Source organism: Caulobacter sp. FV1ye6ST, assembly GCF_058681225.1.
Genome location: NZ_CM178733.1, coordinates 1790173 through 1804656, shown reverse-complemented (window position 1 = coordinate 1804656; position 14484 = coordinate 1790173). Strand labels below are relative to the sequence as shown.

The window sequence follows — 14484 nt, the reverse complement described above, 5'->3', positions numbered from 1 at the left end:
GTTGAACGCCGTTCATCCGATCTCTGTCTAACGGGTAGAAACTTAGGCAGCGTAAACGTGCGCCTTGCGGGCGGCGATCTTTACCGTGCCCTGAAAACAGGACGCCTCGGCGCGCGAGGCGCTGATCTCGATCGGTCGACCATCGAGGGCGGTGGCGTTAACAGTGGTCAGGGCCCCCTGCACGTGGGCGCGCTCGACCCGCACCTCGAAGCCGCTGTCGTCCAGCACGAAGTCGTGCGGCCGGACATAGGCCGTGGCCGAGCCCTCGCGAACGCCCCCGGCCGGCAGGCGCAGGACGCCTGCCTTGAACTGCCCGCCGCCAACTTGCCCCTCGAAGCAGTTGGCCTCGCCGACGAAGCCGCAGACGAAGGCGGTCTCGGGCTGGTCGTGGACCTGGTCGGGCGTGCCGATCTGCTCGATCGAACCCTTGTTGAGGATGGCCACGCGATCGGCCAATTCCAGGGCCTCTTCCTGGTCGTGGGTGACGAAGATGGTGGTCACACCCGTGGCGTCGTGCACGCGGCGCAGCTCCTTGCGGAGCGACTTGCGGACCGTGGCGTCCAGGGCGCCGAACGGCTCGTCCAGCAGCAGAACGCTGGGCTGTACGGCCAGCGCCCGCGACAAGGCCACGCGCTGACGCTGGCCGCCCGACAGCTGCGACGGGTAGCGCTTGCCCAGGCCATCCAGCTCCACCAGCTTCAGCAGCTCCTCGACACGACGCGCGATTTCGTCCTTGGAGGGCTTGTCCTTGCCCTTCCGGACGTCGAGGCCGAACGAAATGTTCTTGGCCACGGTCATGTGCTTGAACAGCGCGTACTGCTGGAAGACGAAACCCACGCGACGATCGGCCGCCGAGGCGAAGGTCACGTCCGCGCCATCGAACAGCACCTGACCGGCGTCGGGGAATTCCAGGCCGGCGATGGTGCGCAGCAGCGTCGTCTTGCCCGAGCCCGACGGCCCCAAGAGCGCCAGCAGTTCGCCGTCGGCGATCTCGAGGGCTACCTTGTTCAGCGCTGGATAGCGGCCGAACTTCTTTTCGACGGAGCGGATGGAGATGGTCATGGGTCTTCAGTCCGTTCAGTGTCCGCCGCGGCCGCGCACGCCGGGCTGCGCGGCCTCGACCGCCGTCTTCAGCACCAGCGTCACCACGGCCAGCAGGCAAAGCAGGGCCGCAACGGCGAAGGCGCCGACGAAGTCGTACTCGTTGTAGAGGATCTCGACGTGTAGCGGCATGGTGTTGGTAAGGCCGCGGATGTGGCCGCTGACGACGGACACCGCGCCGAATTCGCCCATGGCGCGGGCGTTACACAGCAGCACGCCGTACATCAGGCCCCAGCGGACGTTAGGCGCGGTCACCCGCCAGAAAGTCGTCAGGCCGCCCGCCCCCATCGAGACCGCGGCCTCCTCCTCGGCGGTCCCCTGCTCCTGCATCAGCGGAATCAGCTCGCGGGCCACGAACGGAAAGGTCACGAAGACGGTCGCCAGCACGATGCCAGGCACGGCGAAGATGATCTTGATGTCGTTGTCGACCAGATAGTCGCCAAACCAGCCCTGCAGCCCGAAGATCAGCACGTAGATCAAGCCCGCCACCACCGGCGAAACCGAAAACGGCAGGTCGATCAGCGTGATCAGCAGAGCCTTGCCCTTGAAGTCGTGCTTAGCGATCGCCCAGCTCGCGCACAGACCAAAGGCCGCGTTGAACGGCACGGCGATCGCCGCCGTGATCAGGGTGAGCTTCACGGCCGCCAGAGCGTCGGCGTTGTTGATCGCCTGCAGCGCCGTGTCGAGACCCTTGCGCAGCGCCTCGGCGAACACGGCGACGAGCGGCAGAATAAGAACCAGGGCCAGAAAGGCCATGACCGTCCCGATCACCAGGACCTTCGCCCAGAGAGGATCGTCGGTGGCGCGGCGACGCGAAACAGCGGCCATCAGTCGAACCTCCGCGCCCAAGCGTGGATGGCGTTGATGATCAGCAGCATCGTGAACGAGACCGTCAACATCACCACGGCGATGGTGGCGGCGCGCGCATATTCGAACTGCTCAAGCTGGATGATGATCAGCAGCGGCGCGATCTCGGATTTGTAGGGCATGTTGCCGGCGATGAAGATCACAGAGCCGTATTCACCAACCCCGCGCGCGAAGGCCATGGCGAATCCGGTCAGCCACGCGGGCGCCAGGGCAGGAAGGACGATCCGCAGGATGGTGTCGATCCGGTTCGCGCCGAGGCTGGCGGCCGCCTCCTCGACGTCCTCGGCCGCGTCGCGCAACACCGGCTCGATGGTGCGGACCACGAACGGCAGGCCGATGAAGATCAGGGCGATGGTCACGCCCACCGGGTTATAGGCGGCCTTGACACCCAGCGGCGTCAGGAACTGCCCGACCCAGCCGTTCGGCGAATAGAGCGTCGCCAGGGCGATGCCCGCCACGGCGGTCGGCAGGGCGAACGGCAGGTCGACCAGCGCGTTGACCAAGGTCTTGCCGGGAAACTCGTAGCGCACCAGCGCCCAGGCGGTCAGCACGCCGAACACACCGTTGACCACGGCCGCCACGAACGCCGCGCCGAAGCTCAGGCGATAGGCGGCCAAGGATCTCTGCGACGTCGCCACGGTCCAGAACTCGGCCGGCGACTGCTGCGCGGCCTTCAGCACCACGGCGCTCAATGGGATCAGGACAATCAGCGACAGCACGGTCAGCGTCACGCCCATCGTCAGGCCAAAGCCCGGAATCGCGGACCGACGCCGGAACAGCGGACGCCTGCTCGGCGGCGCGGGCGCCCGGCGGGCGGCGGTCTCGGCGGTCATCGTCTGATCGTCGTCCAGGGTCCGGGCTCGCCACATGGCTCTAGGCAAAATGTGAACGCGTCAAGACCCATCGAGGTCCGGCGGCGTCGTTGAAACTGAGCCGCTTAAATCTCTACCGAGCCAATGGGGCAAACGAGAAAAGGGAGCACGGGGGTGGAGAAAAACTGGCGCAACATCCTCAAGGGCGCTCGCGTCGAAATCTCAGGACCTACAATCGCACGAGTCTGAGAATGATTGGTGGCCGGCGCGTTCGACGCCGAGAACCTCTAAGGGATCAGAGGCTTGAAATTGGTAGGCCGGGTGGGGTTCGAACCCACGACCATTCGATTAAAAGTCGAATGCTCTACCACTGAGCTACCGGCCCGCTAACGTCCGGCGGGCGCCGGTTGGAAGCGGCGCGGACCATAGGCGGGGGACTTCCGTGTCGCAAGCATGGTTTCGCCGTTTTTCCGATGGATGACGGCAAAGCTGTGGGCGGGTTAGGGTGAGTCATGCGTGCAACCTTGCTTTTGGCGGTCTTTTGCGGCGCGGCGGTGGCTGGAACGGCCAATGCCCGTCAGCGACAAGAGGCGCCGCCGCTGCTGGGCGCCCCGCCCCCATCCCAGGAGTCGCCCGTCGAGCCGACCGACGACGGACGAATCAGATCGACCTCGGAAGCCAATCGCGACGGGATCACCGGCGCCATGACCGCACCGCTGCGTGACGTGAATATCGTCCGCACAAAAATCCCCCGCGTGCTGCTGGAGGCGATGGACGATCCCTATCAGCGCCCCGCCAGAGCGGACTGCGCCAGCCTGATCAGCCTGGTCCAGCCGTTGGACGTCGCCCTGGGCGAGGACATCGACCGCACTCCGCCCACCGAGAACGAGGACCTCATGGATCGCGGGCGCAAGGCGGCGGGCGGCGCGGCCCTGGGCGCGGTGGCCAGCGCGGCTCAGGACATGATCCCCATGCGCGGCTGGGTGCGGAAATTATCCGGAGCCGAGCGCCATGACCGCCTGGTGCAGAGCGCCGTGGCCTCGGGCGCCGTGCGGCGGGCTTATCTGAAGGGGCTGGGCGAGGCGCGCGGCTGCAATCCGCCGGCCACGCCGCAGCACAAGCCGCCGGCCGCCCCCGTGATCGTCGATCCGGGCATGCCGCCGCCGCCCGATCCCTACGGCCCGCGCAAACCCCGCTTCCCGATCTTCAAGGAAGAGGCGCCCACGGTTCCGCAAGGCCCTCGGTACTAGACCGGGAAACTAGCCTTCGCTCAGGTGCCGGGCGCGGAAGTCGCGGCGGAACTGTTCGAAGCGCCCCTCGGCGATCGCGGCGCGCATGGCCGCCGTCAGCGCCTGGAAGAAGGCGATGTTGTGCCAGGACAGCAGCACCTGACCCAGGATCTCCTCGGCCTTGAACAGGTGGCGCAGATAGGCTTTCGAGTAGTCGCGGCTGGCCGGGCAGTCGCTGTCCGGGTCGAGGGGCGACTCGTCCTCTGCGAACTTGGCGTTCTTCAGGTTGATGGCGCCATCCCAGGTCCAGGCTTGGCCGTGGCGGCCCGAGCGGGTGGGCAGCACGCAGTCGAACATGTCGACGCCGCGCGCCACGGCCTCGACCAGGTCGATCGGCTTGCCAACACCCATCAGGTAGCGCGGACGATCCCGCGGCAACAGGCCCGGGGCGTAGTCCAGCACCTCGCACATGGCTTCATGCCCCTCGCCCACGGCGAGACCGCCGATGGCGTAGCCGTCGAAGCTGATCTCGCGCAACCGGTCGGAAGACTCCCGACGCAGGTTTTCGAAGGTCGAGCCCTGCTGGATACCGAACAGCACCTGGCTGTCACGCGTCCCGAAGGCGTCCTTGGAGCGTTGAGCCCAGCGGGCGGACAGTTCCATTCCCTTCCGCGCCCTCGCCTCCTCGGCCGGCCAGGCGACGCACTCGTCCAGCTGCATGACGATGTCGCTGCCCAGCAGGTCGGCCTGGATCTCGATCGATCGCTCGGGCGTCAGCACGTGCTTGGAGCCGTCGACGTGGCTGGAGAAGGTCACCGCCTCCTCGGTCAGCTTGCTGATCCCCGACAGCGACATGACCTGGAAGCCGCCGCTGTCGGTCAGGATCGGCTTATCCCAGCGCATGAACTTGTGAAGGCCGCCCAGGCGCGCCACCCGCTCGGCCGAAGGCCGCAGCATCAGGTGGTAGGTATTGCCCAGGATGATGTCCGCGCCGGTGTCCTTGACCTGGTCGACGGTCAGAGCCTTGACGGTCGCGGCGGTGCCGACCGGCATGAAGGCCGGCGTGCGGATGTCGCCGCGCGGCGTCTTCAGGACGCCGGTGCGCGCCTTGCCGTCGGTGGCGCTGATCTCGAAGGGAAACGCCATGCTCAAGTCTCGTTCCTGAACAGCAGGCTGCCATCCCCGTAGGAATAGAAGCGATAGCCCGTCGATATGGCGTGTTCGTAGGCCGCGCGCATGGTCGCCGATCCGGCGAAGGCGCTGACCAGCATGAACAGGGTCGACTTGGGCAGGTGGAAGTTGGTCATCAGCACGTCGACGGCGCGGAAGCGGTAACCGGGCGTGATGAAGATCGCCGTCTCTTTGGCGAACGGCCGCACGATCCCGTCTTCGGCCGTAGCGCTCTCCAGCAGGCGCAACGAGGTGGTGCCGACGCAGACGATGCGACCGCCGGCGGCATGGACAGCATTCAAGGCGTCGGCGACCTGCGCCGTCACCTCGCCGAACTCGGCGTGCATCTTGTGTGCCGACACGTCATCGGTCTTGACGGGCAGGAAGGTGCCGGCGCCCACGTGCAGGGTCACGAAGTGCAGGGAGACGCCCTTGGCCTTGAGGGCCTCAAGCAGTTGCGGGGTAAAGTGCAGGCCGGCCGTCGGGGCGGCCACCGAGCCGTCCTCGCGAGCGTAGACGGTCTGGTAGTCGGCGCGATCCCGCTCGTCCTCGCCCCGCTTGGCGGCGATGTAGGGCGGCAGCGGCATGTCGCCGTGCTTTGCGATGCCGATGTCGAGGTCAGGCCCGGAGACGTCGAAGGCCAGCACGACCTCCCCGCCCTCATGCTTTTCCGCGACGATGGCGTCCAAGCGATCACTGTCGCGAGCGCGATCCTCGACCGAGCCGAACGCGACGCGATCACCGGCTTTCAGCCGTTTGCCCGGGCGCATGAAGGCGCTCCAGCGGTTCGGCGAAACGCGCCGGTGCAGGGTCGCCTCGACGGCTACGGGCGTGCCGTCGGCCCCGCCGGTCGTGCGACCCTCGCGCAGGCCTGACAGGCGCGCGGGGATCACGCGGGTGTCATTGAACACCAGGGCGTCGCCGGGACGCAGGAAGTCTGGCAGCTCACGGACGACGTGGTCGGCGAAGTCCTCGCCCGGGCGGACCACCAACAGGCGCGCGGCGTCGCGCGGCTCGGCCGGACGCAGGGCGATATGATCCTCGGGCAGGTCGAAATCGAAGTCGGAAAGGCGCATGGGCGGGCTTCAAGCGCACGATGGATCGACAAGGTCAAGACATAGGCCATTTCGCACGCAGGTTCTTCTATCCTCCGGCGGGTAGAGCGAAGCATCGACAGCGGAGCCGTGCTATGGGCGATTCATGCGTCTGATCGTTCAGCTCTCAAGCCTTCTCGTCCGCGGCACGGCCTTGATGCTGGGCCTCGTGGGTCTCGGCATGGCGGCCGTTTGCCTGGGCGGCGCCTTCAGCGACAAGTTGGACGCCTTCACCCATGCCGCGCCGTTGTGGCTGGCGATGGGGATCGGCGCGATCATGCTGGGCGGCGTCTTCGCGCGGGACGGAGAGCGCTGGGTGATGGTCGGCCTGGGCGTCGCCACGCTGGCGGCCTGTTCGGTGCTGATGCTGCCCGAACTGTGGGCGTCGTGGCGCTTCAAGCCGTCAACGCCGGCGGCAAGCGACCTCAAGATCGTGCAGTTCAACATCTGGCACGAAAACCGCACGCCGGAGAAAAGCCTCGATTGGATCCTGGCCCAGGACGCCGACTTGGTGATCATCGAGGAAGGCGGCGGTGACGCCTGGCCGGCCATCGCCGCGCTGAAGACCGCCTATCCTTTCTCTTCCTGCGACAAGGCCTCCAAATGCGAGACCTGGATCTTCTCGCGCAAGAAGATGATCGCGCGCGGGGGCATGCCGCTCGATCGGCCATATCTTTCCGGCGCGTGGGCGACCCTGGCCGACGCCAAGGGCGCCTTTACCATCGTGGGCGTCCACTACACCTGGCCCGTACCGCCCGGCCTGCAGCAGGCGCAGAGCCGAAAGCTGGTCAAGTTCGCCAGCGGCTTCGACCGCAAGAGCACGATCATCACGGGCGACTTCAACTCGACGCCCTGGTCCTTCACCCTGAAGCGTCAGGACAAGGCCCTGGGTCTGCGTCGCTGGACCCGCGGTATGCCTTCATGGCCGGCCAGCAAGTTCTCGCGGGTCATGGTCGCCCCCGCCCCGTTCCTGCCGATCGACCATGTCTATGCGGGCAGCGAATGGTACGCGGTGAACGTCGAGCGCGGCCCCGCCGTGGGCTCGGACCACCGGCCAGTCGTGATCACCCTGCGCCGCGGCCCGAAATAGAAACGGCCCCGGACGAGGTCCGAGGCCGTTCCTTCAGCTCGCGACCGAACCTTAGGCGTCGGCGGCGATCTTGGCGCTGACGATCTTGCCCGGGGCGCGGGGCGGTTCACCCTTCGGCAGGGCGTCGACATGTTCCATGCCTTCAACCACTTGACCCCAGACGGTGTATTGCTTGTCCAGGAAGGTGGCGTCGTCGAACACGATGAAGAACTGGCTGTTAGCCGAGTTCGGATCGGGCGTCCGGGCCATCGAGCAGACGCCACGCACGTGCGGCTCGTCGCTGAACTCGGCCTTGATGTCCGGCTTGTCCGAACCGCCACGGCCGGTGCCGGACGGATCACCGCCCTGGGCCATGAAGCCCGGGATCACGCGGTGGAAGACCACGCCGTCATAGAAACCTTCGCGAACCAGGTCCTTGATCCGCTCGACGTGGCCCGGCGCCAGGTCGGGACGAAGCTTGATCGTGACCGGACCGCTCTCGAGGGTCAGGATCAGGGTGTTTTCGAGATCGGCCGACATGGTCTTCCCTTGGATGACAAGTGTTGTGAACGCGCTTCTAGCGCGGTTCACGCCCCTATGTGAACAAAGTTGAGGCCGGAAACCGGTAAGGTCTCAGCGAACCTCGGTCGGAAGATCGATATCGCACACCGAGAAATCCGCGCCTTTTAGTGCGCGAAGACGCTTGGTCTCGGCGGCGAACCAGGCGCCCTTGGGGTCGATCACCCGCACCTTCGGGCGCTCGCCCTCGGGGATATCCGACAGCAGACGAACCTTCCGCATCTGGTCCTGCGGGGCGGGAACCGGCTCGCCAGTCTTAATGGCGCGAACCGCGTCCAGGCCGCTAATCACACGTCCGAAGGCGGTGTAGCGCTTGTCCAGCGACGGATAGGGCTGGCGCATCAGGAAGAACTGGCTGTTGGCCGAGTTGTTGTCCTCGTCACGGGCCATGCCGATCACGCCGGGGCAGTAGGTTCCCCAGGCCGACACCTTCTTGTCGGCGGTCATGTCGCTCCAGGTCCAGGCCTGGCTGACGACGGGCAGCGACTTCAGGTAGCCGACCTCCAGGCCCGCCGGCGCGGCCATCGCCACGAACGGCGTCTCGGCGCCGCGGCGGAAGGTGAACTCGGCCTTGAGGTTCGGCTTGTCGCTGCCGCCCTCGCCCGTATTGGTCGGATCCCCCGTCTGGGCCATGAACCTGTCGATGACCCGGAAAAAGGTGCGGCCGTCATATACGCCCGCGCGAGTCAGTTCCCGCAGGCGCGCCACGTGGTTCGGCGCGACATCCGGAACCAGTTCGACCAGCACGCGCCCCTTATTGGTGTCGATCACCATCACCGTGTCCGGAGACGGCGTGCGCCAATCTTGCTCAGAAGGCTTGGCCGACTCGCTGGGCTTGGCCGAGGCCGACGGCGTCGCCGCCAGAGCCGAGCCGGTAATCGCCGCCAGGCAAAGCCCGGCCAGGAGCGCGCGCGAGAAAATCATGTCACTTAACTTGCACGGGGACGTCGACGTCGCAATTGGTGAAGCTGGGGCCCATCTCGGCCTGGCGCTTGGTCACCAGCGCCTTGAAGGCGGCCGAACGGGTGTCCATCACCTGGATCGAGGGACGCTTGTCGGCCGGCAGGTCGGCCAGCATCTTCACGCTGATCATCTTGTCCTGCGGATTCGGCACCGGCTCACCGGTCTTGATGTTGCGCACGACGTCCAGACCCGACAACACGCGGCCGAAGGCGGTGTAGGTCTTGTCCAACGAGGCGTTGGGCTGGCGCATGAAGAAGAACTGGCTGTTGGCGCTGTCCGGATCGCCGGCGCGGGCCATGCCCAAGACGCCCGAGCAGAAGTTGCCCCAGCTGGCCACCTTGCGATCGGCGGTCATCACGGCCAGGGCCGAGTTCTGGCTCGACACCGGCATCGCGCCGATCCAGCCGAGTTCGCCGCTGCCGACCTTGAAGCCCGCGCCCAGCGGCAGGTCCATGCCGCGACGGAAGGTGAACTCGGCCGTCAGGTTGGGCTGGTCCGAACCGCCCTCGCCGGTGTTCTTGGGATCGCCCGTCTGGGCCATGAAGTCGCTGATCACGCGGAAGAAGGTCAGGCCATCATAGAAGCCGCTCTTCACCAGGCCCCGAACACGCTGGACATGGTTCGGCGCGGCGACCGGATCGAGTTCGGCGATGATCCGGCCCTTGTTGGTCTCGACGACGATGACGTTGTTCGGGTCGGGGGTGCGCCAGTCACTCGTCTGGGCCGCGGCCGCCGAAACAGAGGCCGTCGTAGCGACAAGCGCCAGGGCGGCGGCGGTCATGGCGAGCTTCATTGAAATCCCCGAACAGAATAGTCGGGGGTCGGCGTAGAACGCCAAGGCCGCCCCGACAAGTGCGGCGACCGTTCAACCGCACGATTCCGGCCGGAACGGGGCGACGGCTACGCTTCCGATGCAGCCTTGAAGACCGCCAGCTGATCGTCGAAGGCGCGCTGGAAGGCGGGACGGGCCTCTGCCCGCACGACATAAGCCAGGAGGCTCGGATAGTCGTTCAGGATCCCGGATGCGCCGAGTCTGCGAACCACCACCACCATCATCAGGTCTCCGGCGCTGAAGTCGCCGTCTAGCCAATCCGCCTCGCCGAGATGATTGGCGAGCTGGTCCAGACGCGTGCGGACGGCCTGTTCCAGCATAGGCTGGCGCGCCTCGAACCACGGTTTGTCGCGCTCCAGGATGGCGGCCATGCCGAACTCGACGATCGGCGGCTGTACGGTGCTGACAGCGGCGAACATCCAGGTCAGAGCGCGCGCCCTGGCGTTGGCGTCCTCCGGCAGCAGCCCAGGATGACGCTCGGCGATGTGGAAGACGATGGCGCCGGACTCGAACAGGACCAGGTCGCCGTCCTCATAGGTCGGGATCTGGCCAAACGGCTGCACAGCAAGGTGCGCGGGCGCCTTCATCTCCGGGAAGGTGACCAGGCGGACGTCGTAAGGCTGGCCCACTTCCTCAAGCGCCCAGCGGACCGCCATGTCGCGCGCCAGGCCTCGGCCGCGATCGGGCGATTGCTTGAAGGCGGTGATGGTCGGGTTCATGAGGCGGCCTCCGGGCTGTGGCTGTCCCGAGGAACGAACGACCGGGCGGCGTTCCGACACCGCCCGGTCAATTCGTCGATCAGGCCCTGCCGACCTTCGCCAGGAGTTGCTCGGCCACGCCGGCCGGCACGAACTTGGTGATGTCGCCGCCCAGCGCCGCGATCTCCTTGACCAGGCGCGAGGCGATCGCCTGGTGGCGCGGGTCGGCCATCAGGAAGACGGTCTCGATCTCGCGATCCAGTTGCTGGTTCATCGCCGTCATCTGGAATTCGTATTCGAAGTCGGCCACGGCCCGCAGGCCCCGCACGATCATCTGGGCCTCCACCTCGCGGGCGAAGTGCATCAGCAGGCTCTCGAACGGACGGACCTCGATCTGGGCGATCTTGGTCAGGTGCGCCGTTTCCTTTTCCAGAATGGCGACCCGTTCATCCAGCGAGAACAACGGCCCCTTGCCGATGTTCACCGCCACCCCGATCACCAGCTTGTCGACCAGTTTCACGGCCCGACCGATGATGTCGAGGTGACCATTGGTGACCGGATCGAAGGTCCCCGGATAAAGCCCAACCCGCATGCAGCCCCCTTCGTCTAAGGTTTCGAGGGTTTACGGGGTCTCGTCCGCCCCGCTGTCCTCGCCCTGGTTGTCGTCTCCGCCGGAATCGGCGAGGCGCTCGACGCTGACGACATGCTCGTCCTGCGCGGTGCGGAAGATGGTTACGCCCTGAGTATTCCGCGCTGCAACACGAATTTGCGAGACGGGCACCCGGATGAGCTGCCCCTGGTCGGTCACCAGCAGGATCTGGTCGCTGTCGTCGATCGGGAACGAGCCCACCAGACGGCCCCCACGCTTGCTGAGATCCTGCGCGGCCAAGCCCTGTCCGCCGCGACCCGTGCGGCGGAAGTCATAGGCGCTGGTGCGCTTGCCGAAGCCTTCCGACGAAACGGTCAGCAGGATTTCCTCGGCCGCGCCCAGTTCGGCGATGCGTTCCGGCGTCAGGGTGGTTTCGTCGCCGTCCTCTTCGCCCTCTTCCGCCGTGACGGGGGCGTCATCGCCCTCTTCGCCGGCGGCGCGCAGCATGGCGCGCTGGTGCTTCAGATAGGCGGCGCGTTCAGCCGGGGTGGCGTCGACGCTGCGCAGGACGGCCATCGAGATGACGGTGTCGTCGCCAGCCAGCTTCACACCGCGCACGCCGGTCGAATCGCGGCTGGCGAACACGCGCACCTCGTCGACCGAGAAGCGGATGCAGCGGCCGGCCGCCGTGGTCAGCAGTACGTCCTGGTCGCTGTTGCAGACCGCGACACCGACGATGCCGTCGCCTTCGTCCAGCTTCATGGCGATCTTGCCGTTGCGGCGGACGTCCACGAAGTCGCTGAGCTTGTTGCGACGGACGCTGCCCGAGCGGGTGGCGAACATCACGTCCAGGCCGCCCCAGGTGGCTTCGTCCTCCGGCAGGGTCAGGATCGAGGTAATCGTCTCGCCTGGCTCGATCGGCAGCAGGTTGACGAACGCCTTGCCGCGCGAGTTGGCGGCGCCTTGCGGCAGGCGCCACACCTTCATCTTGTAGACCTTGCCGCCCGAGGTGAAGAACAGCAGCGGCGCGTGGGTCGAGGCCGAGAACACCCGGGTGACGGCGTCCTCGGTCTTGGTCGCCATGCCCGACTTGCCTTTGCCGCCCCGGTGTTGGGTGCGGTAGTTGGCCAGCGGCGTGCGCTTGACGTAGCCGCTCATGGTGACGGTGATGACCATGTCCTCGCGGACGATCAGGTCCTCGTCTTCCATGTCGGCGTCGCCGTCGACCAGCTGGCTGCGGCGCGGGATGGCGAACCGCTCGCGGACCTCGACCAGTTCCTCGCGGACCACGGCCATGATGTTGGCGCGGTCGGACAGCAGGTCCAGATAGCCGCGGATGGCGTCCGCCAGGGCGGTGGCTTCGTTGCCGATTTCCTCGCGGCCCAGGCCGGTCAGGCGCGACAGCGTCAGAGCCAGGATGGCGCGGGCCTGCTCGTCGGTCAGGCGGATCAGGCCGCCCGCTTCCTGCAGGGTGCGCGGATCGGCGATCAGTTCGACCAGCGGCAGCATGTCCCCGGCCGGCCAGGCCTTGGCCACCAGACGTTCGCGCGCCTCGGTCGGGTCCTTGGACGAGCGGATGATGTGGATGAATTCGTCGATATTGGCGACGGCGATGGTCAGGCCGACCAGCACGTGGCCGCGATCGCGAGCCTTGCCCAGTTCGAACTTCGTCCGGCGGACGACCACTTCCTCTCGGAAGGTGACGAACAGCTGCAACAGCTTGTGCAGGCCCATCTGTTCGGGCCGGCCGCGGTTCAGGGCCAGCATGTTGACGCCGAACGAGCTCTGCAGCGCCGTGAAGCGGTAGAGCTGGTTCAGGATCACCTCGCCCGATGCGTCGCGCTTCAGCTCGATCACGATGCGCATGCCGTCGCGGTTCGACTCGTCGCGGATGTCGGAGATGCCTTCCAGGCGCTTCTCGCGGACCAGCTCGGCGATGTGCTCGACCAGATTGGCCTTGTTCACCTGATACGGGATCTCGGTGACGATGATGGCTTCGCGGCCGGCGCGGATCTCTTCGACGCTGGCCACGCCGCGCATGATGACCGACCCACGGCCCGTCAACAGCGCCTGACGCGGACCCGCGCGGCCGATGATCTCGCCGCCGGTCGGGAAGTCGGGGCCAGGGACCAGGTCGAGCAGTTGGTCGGTGGTGACGTCCGGCTCGTCGATCAGCAGCAAGCAGGCGTCGATGATTTCGCCGAGGTTGTGCGGCGGGATGTTGGTGGCCATGCCGACGGCGATGCCGCCCGCGCCATTGACCAGCAGATTCGGAATCCGCGCCGGCAGGACAGTCGGTTCCTGCTCCTTGCCATCATAGTTGTCGGCGAAGTCGACCGTGTCCTTGTCCAGGTCGGCCAGCAGCGACATGGCCGGCGGGGCCATGCGGCATTCCGTATAACGCATGGCGGCCGGCATATCGCCGTCGACCGAACCGAAGTTGCCCTGGCCGTCGATCAGCACCAGGCCCATCGAGAACGACTGGGTCATGCGAACCAGGGTGAAGTAGATCGAGGCGTCGCCGTGCGGGTGATACTTACCCATCACGTCACCGACCACGCGGGCCGACTTGACGTAAGGACGCTCCGGCGTCTGGCCCTGCTCGTGCATCGAGAACAGCACGCGGCGGTGCACCGGTTTCAGACCGTCGCGCGCGTCCGGCAGGGCGCGGCTGACAATCACACTCATCGCATAGTCGAGATACGAACGACGCAGTTCGTCCTCGATGTTGATGGGCGCTACGTCCCCGCCCGAAGCATCAGGGGGGAGAGTTTTTTGGTCGTCGCTCAAGGGGATTTTTCGCCGTCAGAATCGGACACGGAACCGTTGAAAACAGTTAGCATTCGGTTGGGGAAGGCGCCACCTTTCCGGCCGCCGCATCCCCTCTGTTGGCTTGAATCCGAAGGAAAAACGCATGATCCGCTTCCCCGCCGCGACCACGCTCGCCCTCGCCGCCATGATCGCCGCTTCGTCCGGCGTCGGCGCCGCTTGGGCCCAGACCGCCGCGACCGCCTTGGTGAAGACCGGTGACGGCAAGGACGCCGGCGTGGTCACGCTGACCGAGGCGCCGCACGGCGTGCTGCTCAAGCTGGAATTGAAGGGCCTGACGCCGGGCTGGCACGCGGTGCACTTCCACGAAAAGGGCGACTGCGGCGCGCCGGACTTCAAGTCGGCCGGCGCCCACGTCCACACGTCCGCCACCACGGTGCACGGCCTGTTGAACCCTGACGCCAACGACAGCGGCGACCTGCCGAACGTCTTCGCCAACGCCGACGGGTCGGCCACGGCCGAGGCCTATTCCACCCTGGTGTCGCTGAAGGGCGCCGGCGGCCGCCCCGCCCTGCTGGACGCCGACGGCTCGTCGATCGTCGTCCACGCCAGCCCCGACGACCACAAGAGCCAGCCGATCGGCGGCGCCGGCGCGCGCGCGGCTTGCGGCGTGTTCAAGTAAGGCTCTAGGCTTCCGCCACGGTTCTATTCG

14 protein-coding genes and 1 tRNA gene are annotated in these 14484 nt (G+C 66.6%); 3 read left to right on the top strand and 12 right to left on the bottom strand.

Going from position 1 to position 14484, the window contains the following annotated elements; translation table 11 throughout:
- Positions 1–42: 42 nt before the first annotated feature.
- The 4 genes from ACW175_RS09065 to ACW175_RS09050 form a co-directional block, all read right to left on the bottom strand.
- Positions 43–1062: a sulfate/molybdate ABC transporter ATP-binding protein gene (locus ACW175_RS09065; protein ID WP_492104232.1), complete on the bottom strand. Its 1020-nt coding sequence runs from the start codon at positions 1060–1062 to the stop codon at positions 43–45.
- 15 nt (positions 1063–1077) lie between these two features.
- Positions 1078–1932, bottom strand: a complete 855-nt coding sequence (gene cysW, locus ACW175_RS09060; RefSeq protein WP_492104933.1) for a sulfate ABC transporter permease subunit CysW — start codon at positions 1930–1932, stop codon at positions 1078–1080.
- Positions 1929–2801 carry a sulfate ABC transporter permease subunit CysT gene (gene cysT, locus ACW175_RS09055; protein WP_492104231.1) on the bottom strand — a complete coding sequence of 291 codons (873 nt, stop codon included), beginning with the start codon at positions 2799–2801 and terminating at the stop codon, positions 1929–1931. The genes cysW and cysT overlap by 4 nt, the downstream gene beginning before the upstream one ends.
- A 289-nt stretch (positions 2802–3090) precedes the next feature.
- Positions 3091–3165, bottom strand: a tRNA-Lys gene (locus tag ACW175_RS09050).
- Positions 3166–3292: 127 nt separating this feature from the next.
- Between ACW175_RS09050 and ACW175_RS09045 the strand changes: the two genes are divergently transcribed.
- Positions 3293–4030 carry a hypothetical protein gene (locus ACW175_RS09045; protein WP_492104230.1) on the top strand — a complete coding sequence of 246 codons (738 nt, stop codon included), beginning with the start codon at positions 3293–3295 and terminating at the stop codon, positions 4028–4030.
- A 9-nt stretch (positions 4031–4039) separates the two neighbouring features.
- Here the strand turns inward: ACW175_RS09045 and tgt are convergent, their stop codons facing one another.
- Both tgt and queA read right to left on the bottom strand, forming a co-directional pair.
- On the bottom strand, positions 4040–5155 hold the full coding sequence (gene tgt, locus ACW175_RS09040; RefSeq protein WP_492104229.1) for a tRNA guanosine(34) transglycosylase Tgt: 1116 nt from the start codon (positions 5153–5155) through the stop codon (positions 4040–4042).
- A 2-nt stretch (positions 5156–5157) separates the two neighbouring features.
- A complete protein-coding gene (queA, locus tag ACW175_RS09035) occupies positions 5158–6255 on the bottom strand; it encodes a tRNA preQ1(34) S-adenosylmethionine ribosyltransferase-isomerase QueA (RefSeq protein ID WP_492104228.1) in 1098 nt (365 codons plus the stop codon).
- A gap of 124 nt (positions 6256–6379) precedes the next feature.
- Here queA and ACW175_RS09030 point away from each other — a divergent pair, with 124 nt between their 5' ends.
- A complete protein-coding gene (locus ACW175_RS09030) occupies positions 6380–7363 on the top strand; it encodes an endonuclease/exonuclease/phosphatase family protein (protein WP_492104227.1) in 984 nt (327 codons plus the stop codon).
- A 51-nt stretch (positions 7364–7414) separates the two neighbouring features.
- Here the strand turns inward: ACW175_RS09030 and ACW175_RS09025 are convergent, their stop codons facing one another.
- From ACW175_RS09025 to gyrA, 6 genes are all read right to left on the bottom strand, one after another.
- Positions 7415–7882: a peptidylprolyl isomerase gene (locus tag ACW175_RS09025; RefSeq protein ID WP_492104226.1), complete on the bottom strand. Its 468-nt coding sequence runs from the start codon at positions 7880–7882 to the stop codon at positions 7415–7417.
- A gap of 93 nt (positions 7883–7975) precedes the next feature.
- Positions 7976–8845: a peptidylprolyl isomerase gene (locus ACW175_RS09020; protein ID WP_492104225.1), complete on the bottom strand. Its 870-nt coding sequence runs from the start codon at positions 8843–8845 to the stop codon at positions 7976–7978.
- Between the two features lies 1 nt (position 8846).
- Positions 8847–9677 carry a peptidylprolyl isomerase gene (locus ACW175_RS09015; protein ID WP_492104224.1) on the bottom strand — a complete coding sequence of 277 codons (831 nt, stop codon included), beginning with the start codon at positions 9675–9677 and terminating at the stop codon, positions 8847–8849.
- Positions 9678–9784: 107 nt separating this feature from the next.
- Positions 9785–10435, bottom strand: coding sequence for a glutathione S-transferase family protein (locus tag ACW175_RS09010; RefSeq protein ID WP_492104223.1), 651 nt, complete (start codon positions 10433–10435; stop codon positions 9785–9787).
- A 79-nt stretch (positions 10436–10514) separates the two neighbouring features.
- Positions 10515–11006 carry a pantetheine-phosphate adenylyltransferase gene (gene coaD / locus ACW175_RS09005; RefSeq protein ID WP_099577112.1) on the bottom strand — a complete coding sequence of 164 codons (492 nt, stop codon included), beginning with the start codon at positions 11004–11006 and terminating at the stop codon, positions 10515–10517.
- Between the two features lie 30 nt (positions 11007–11036).
- The gene (gyrA, locus tag ACW175_RS09000; protein ID WP_492104222.1) at positions 11037–13793 is read right to left on the bottom strand and encodes a DNA gyrase subunit A; all 2757 of its coding nucleotides are present in this window, start codon (positions 13791–13793) and stop codon (positions 11037–11039) included.
- Positions 13794–13917: 124 nt separating this feature from the next.
- On the opposite strand from gyrA, the gene sodC reads away from it, so the two are divergent.
- Positions 13918–14454: a superoxide dismutase[Cu-Zn] gene (sodC, locus tag ACW175_RS08995; RefSeq protein WP_492104221.1), complete on the top strand. Its 537-nt coding sequence runs from the start codon at positions 13918–13920 to the stop codon at positions 14452–14454.
- Positions 14455–14484: the final 30 nt, after the last annotated feature.

Bases quoted from the DNA above. Each gene is read 5' to 3' on its own strand.
- ACW175_RS09065 (WP_492104232.1), bottom strand. From the start codon at position 1,062: ATGACCATCTCCATCCGCTCCGTCGAAAAGAAGTTCGGCCGCTATCCA.
- cysT (WP_492104231.1), bottom strand. From the start codon at position 2,801: ATGACCGCCGAGACCGCCGCCCGCCGGGCGCCCGCGCCGCCGAGCAGG.
- ACW175_RS09045 (WP_492104230.1), top strand. From the start codon at position 3,293: ATGCGTGCAACCTTGCTTTTGGCGGTCTTTTGCGGCGCGGCGGTGGCT.
- tgt (WP_492104229.1), bottom strand. From the start codon at position 5,155: ATGGCGTTTCCCTTCGAGATCAGCGCCACCGACGGCAAGGCGCGCACC.
- queA (WP_492104228.1), bottom strand. From the start codon at position 6,255: ATGCGCCTTTCCGACTTCGATTTCGACCTGCCCGAGGATCATATCGCC.
- ACW175_RS09030 (WP_492104227.1), top strand. From the start codon at position 6,380: ATGCGTCTGATCGTTCAGCTCTCAAGCCTTCTCGTCCGCGGCACGGCC.
- ACW175_RS09025 (WP_492104226.1), bottom strand. From the start codon at position 7,882: ATGTCGGCCGATCTCGAAAACACCCTGATCCTGACCCTCGAGAGCGGT.
- ACW175_RS09020 (WP_492104225.1), bottom strand. From the start codon at position 8,845: ATGATTTTCTCGCGCGCGCTCCTGGCCGGGCTTTGCCTGGCGGCGATT.
- ACW175_RS09015 (WP_492104224.1), bottom strand. From the start codon at position 9,677: ATGAAGCTCGCCATGACCGCCGCCGCCCTGGCGCTTGTCGCTACGACG.
- ACW175_RS09010 (WP_492104223.1), bottom strand. From the start codon at position 10,435: ATGAACCCGACCATCACCGCCTTCAAGCAATCGCCCGATCGCGGCCGA.
- coaD (WP_099577112.1), bottom strand. From the start codon at position 11,006: ATGCGGGTTGGGCTTTATCCGGGGACCTTCGATCCGGTCACCAATGGT.
- sodC (WP_492104221.1), top strand. From the start codon at position 13,918: ATGATCCGCTTCCCCGCCGCGACCACGCTCGCCCTCGCCGCCATGATC.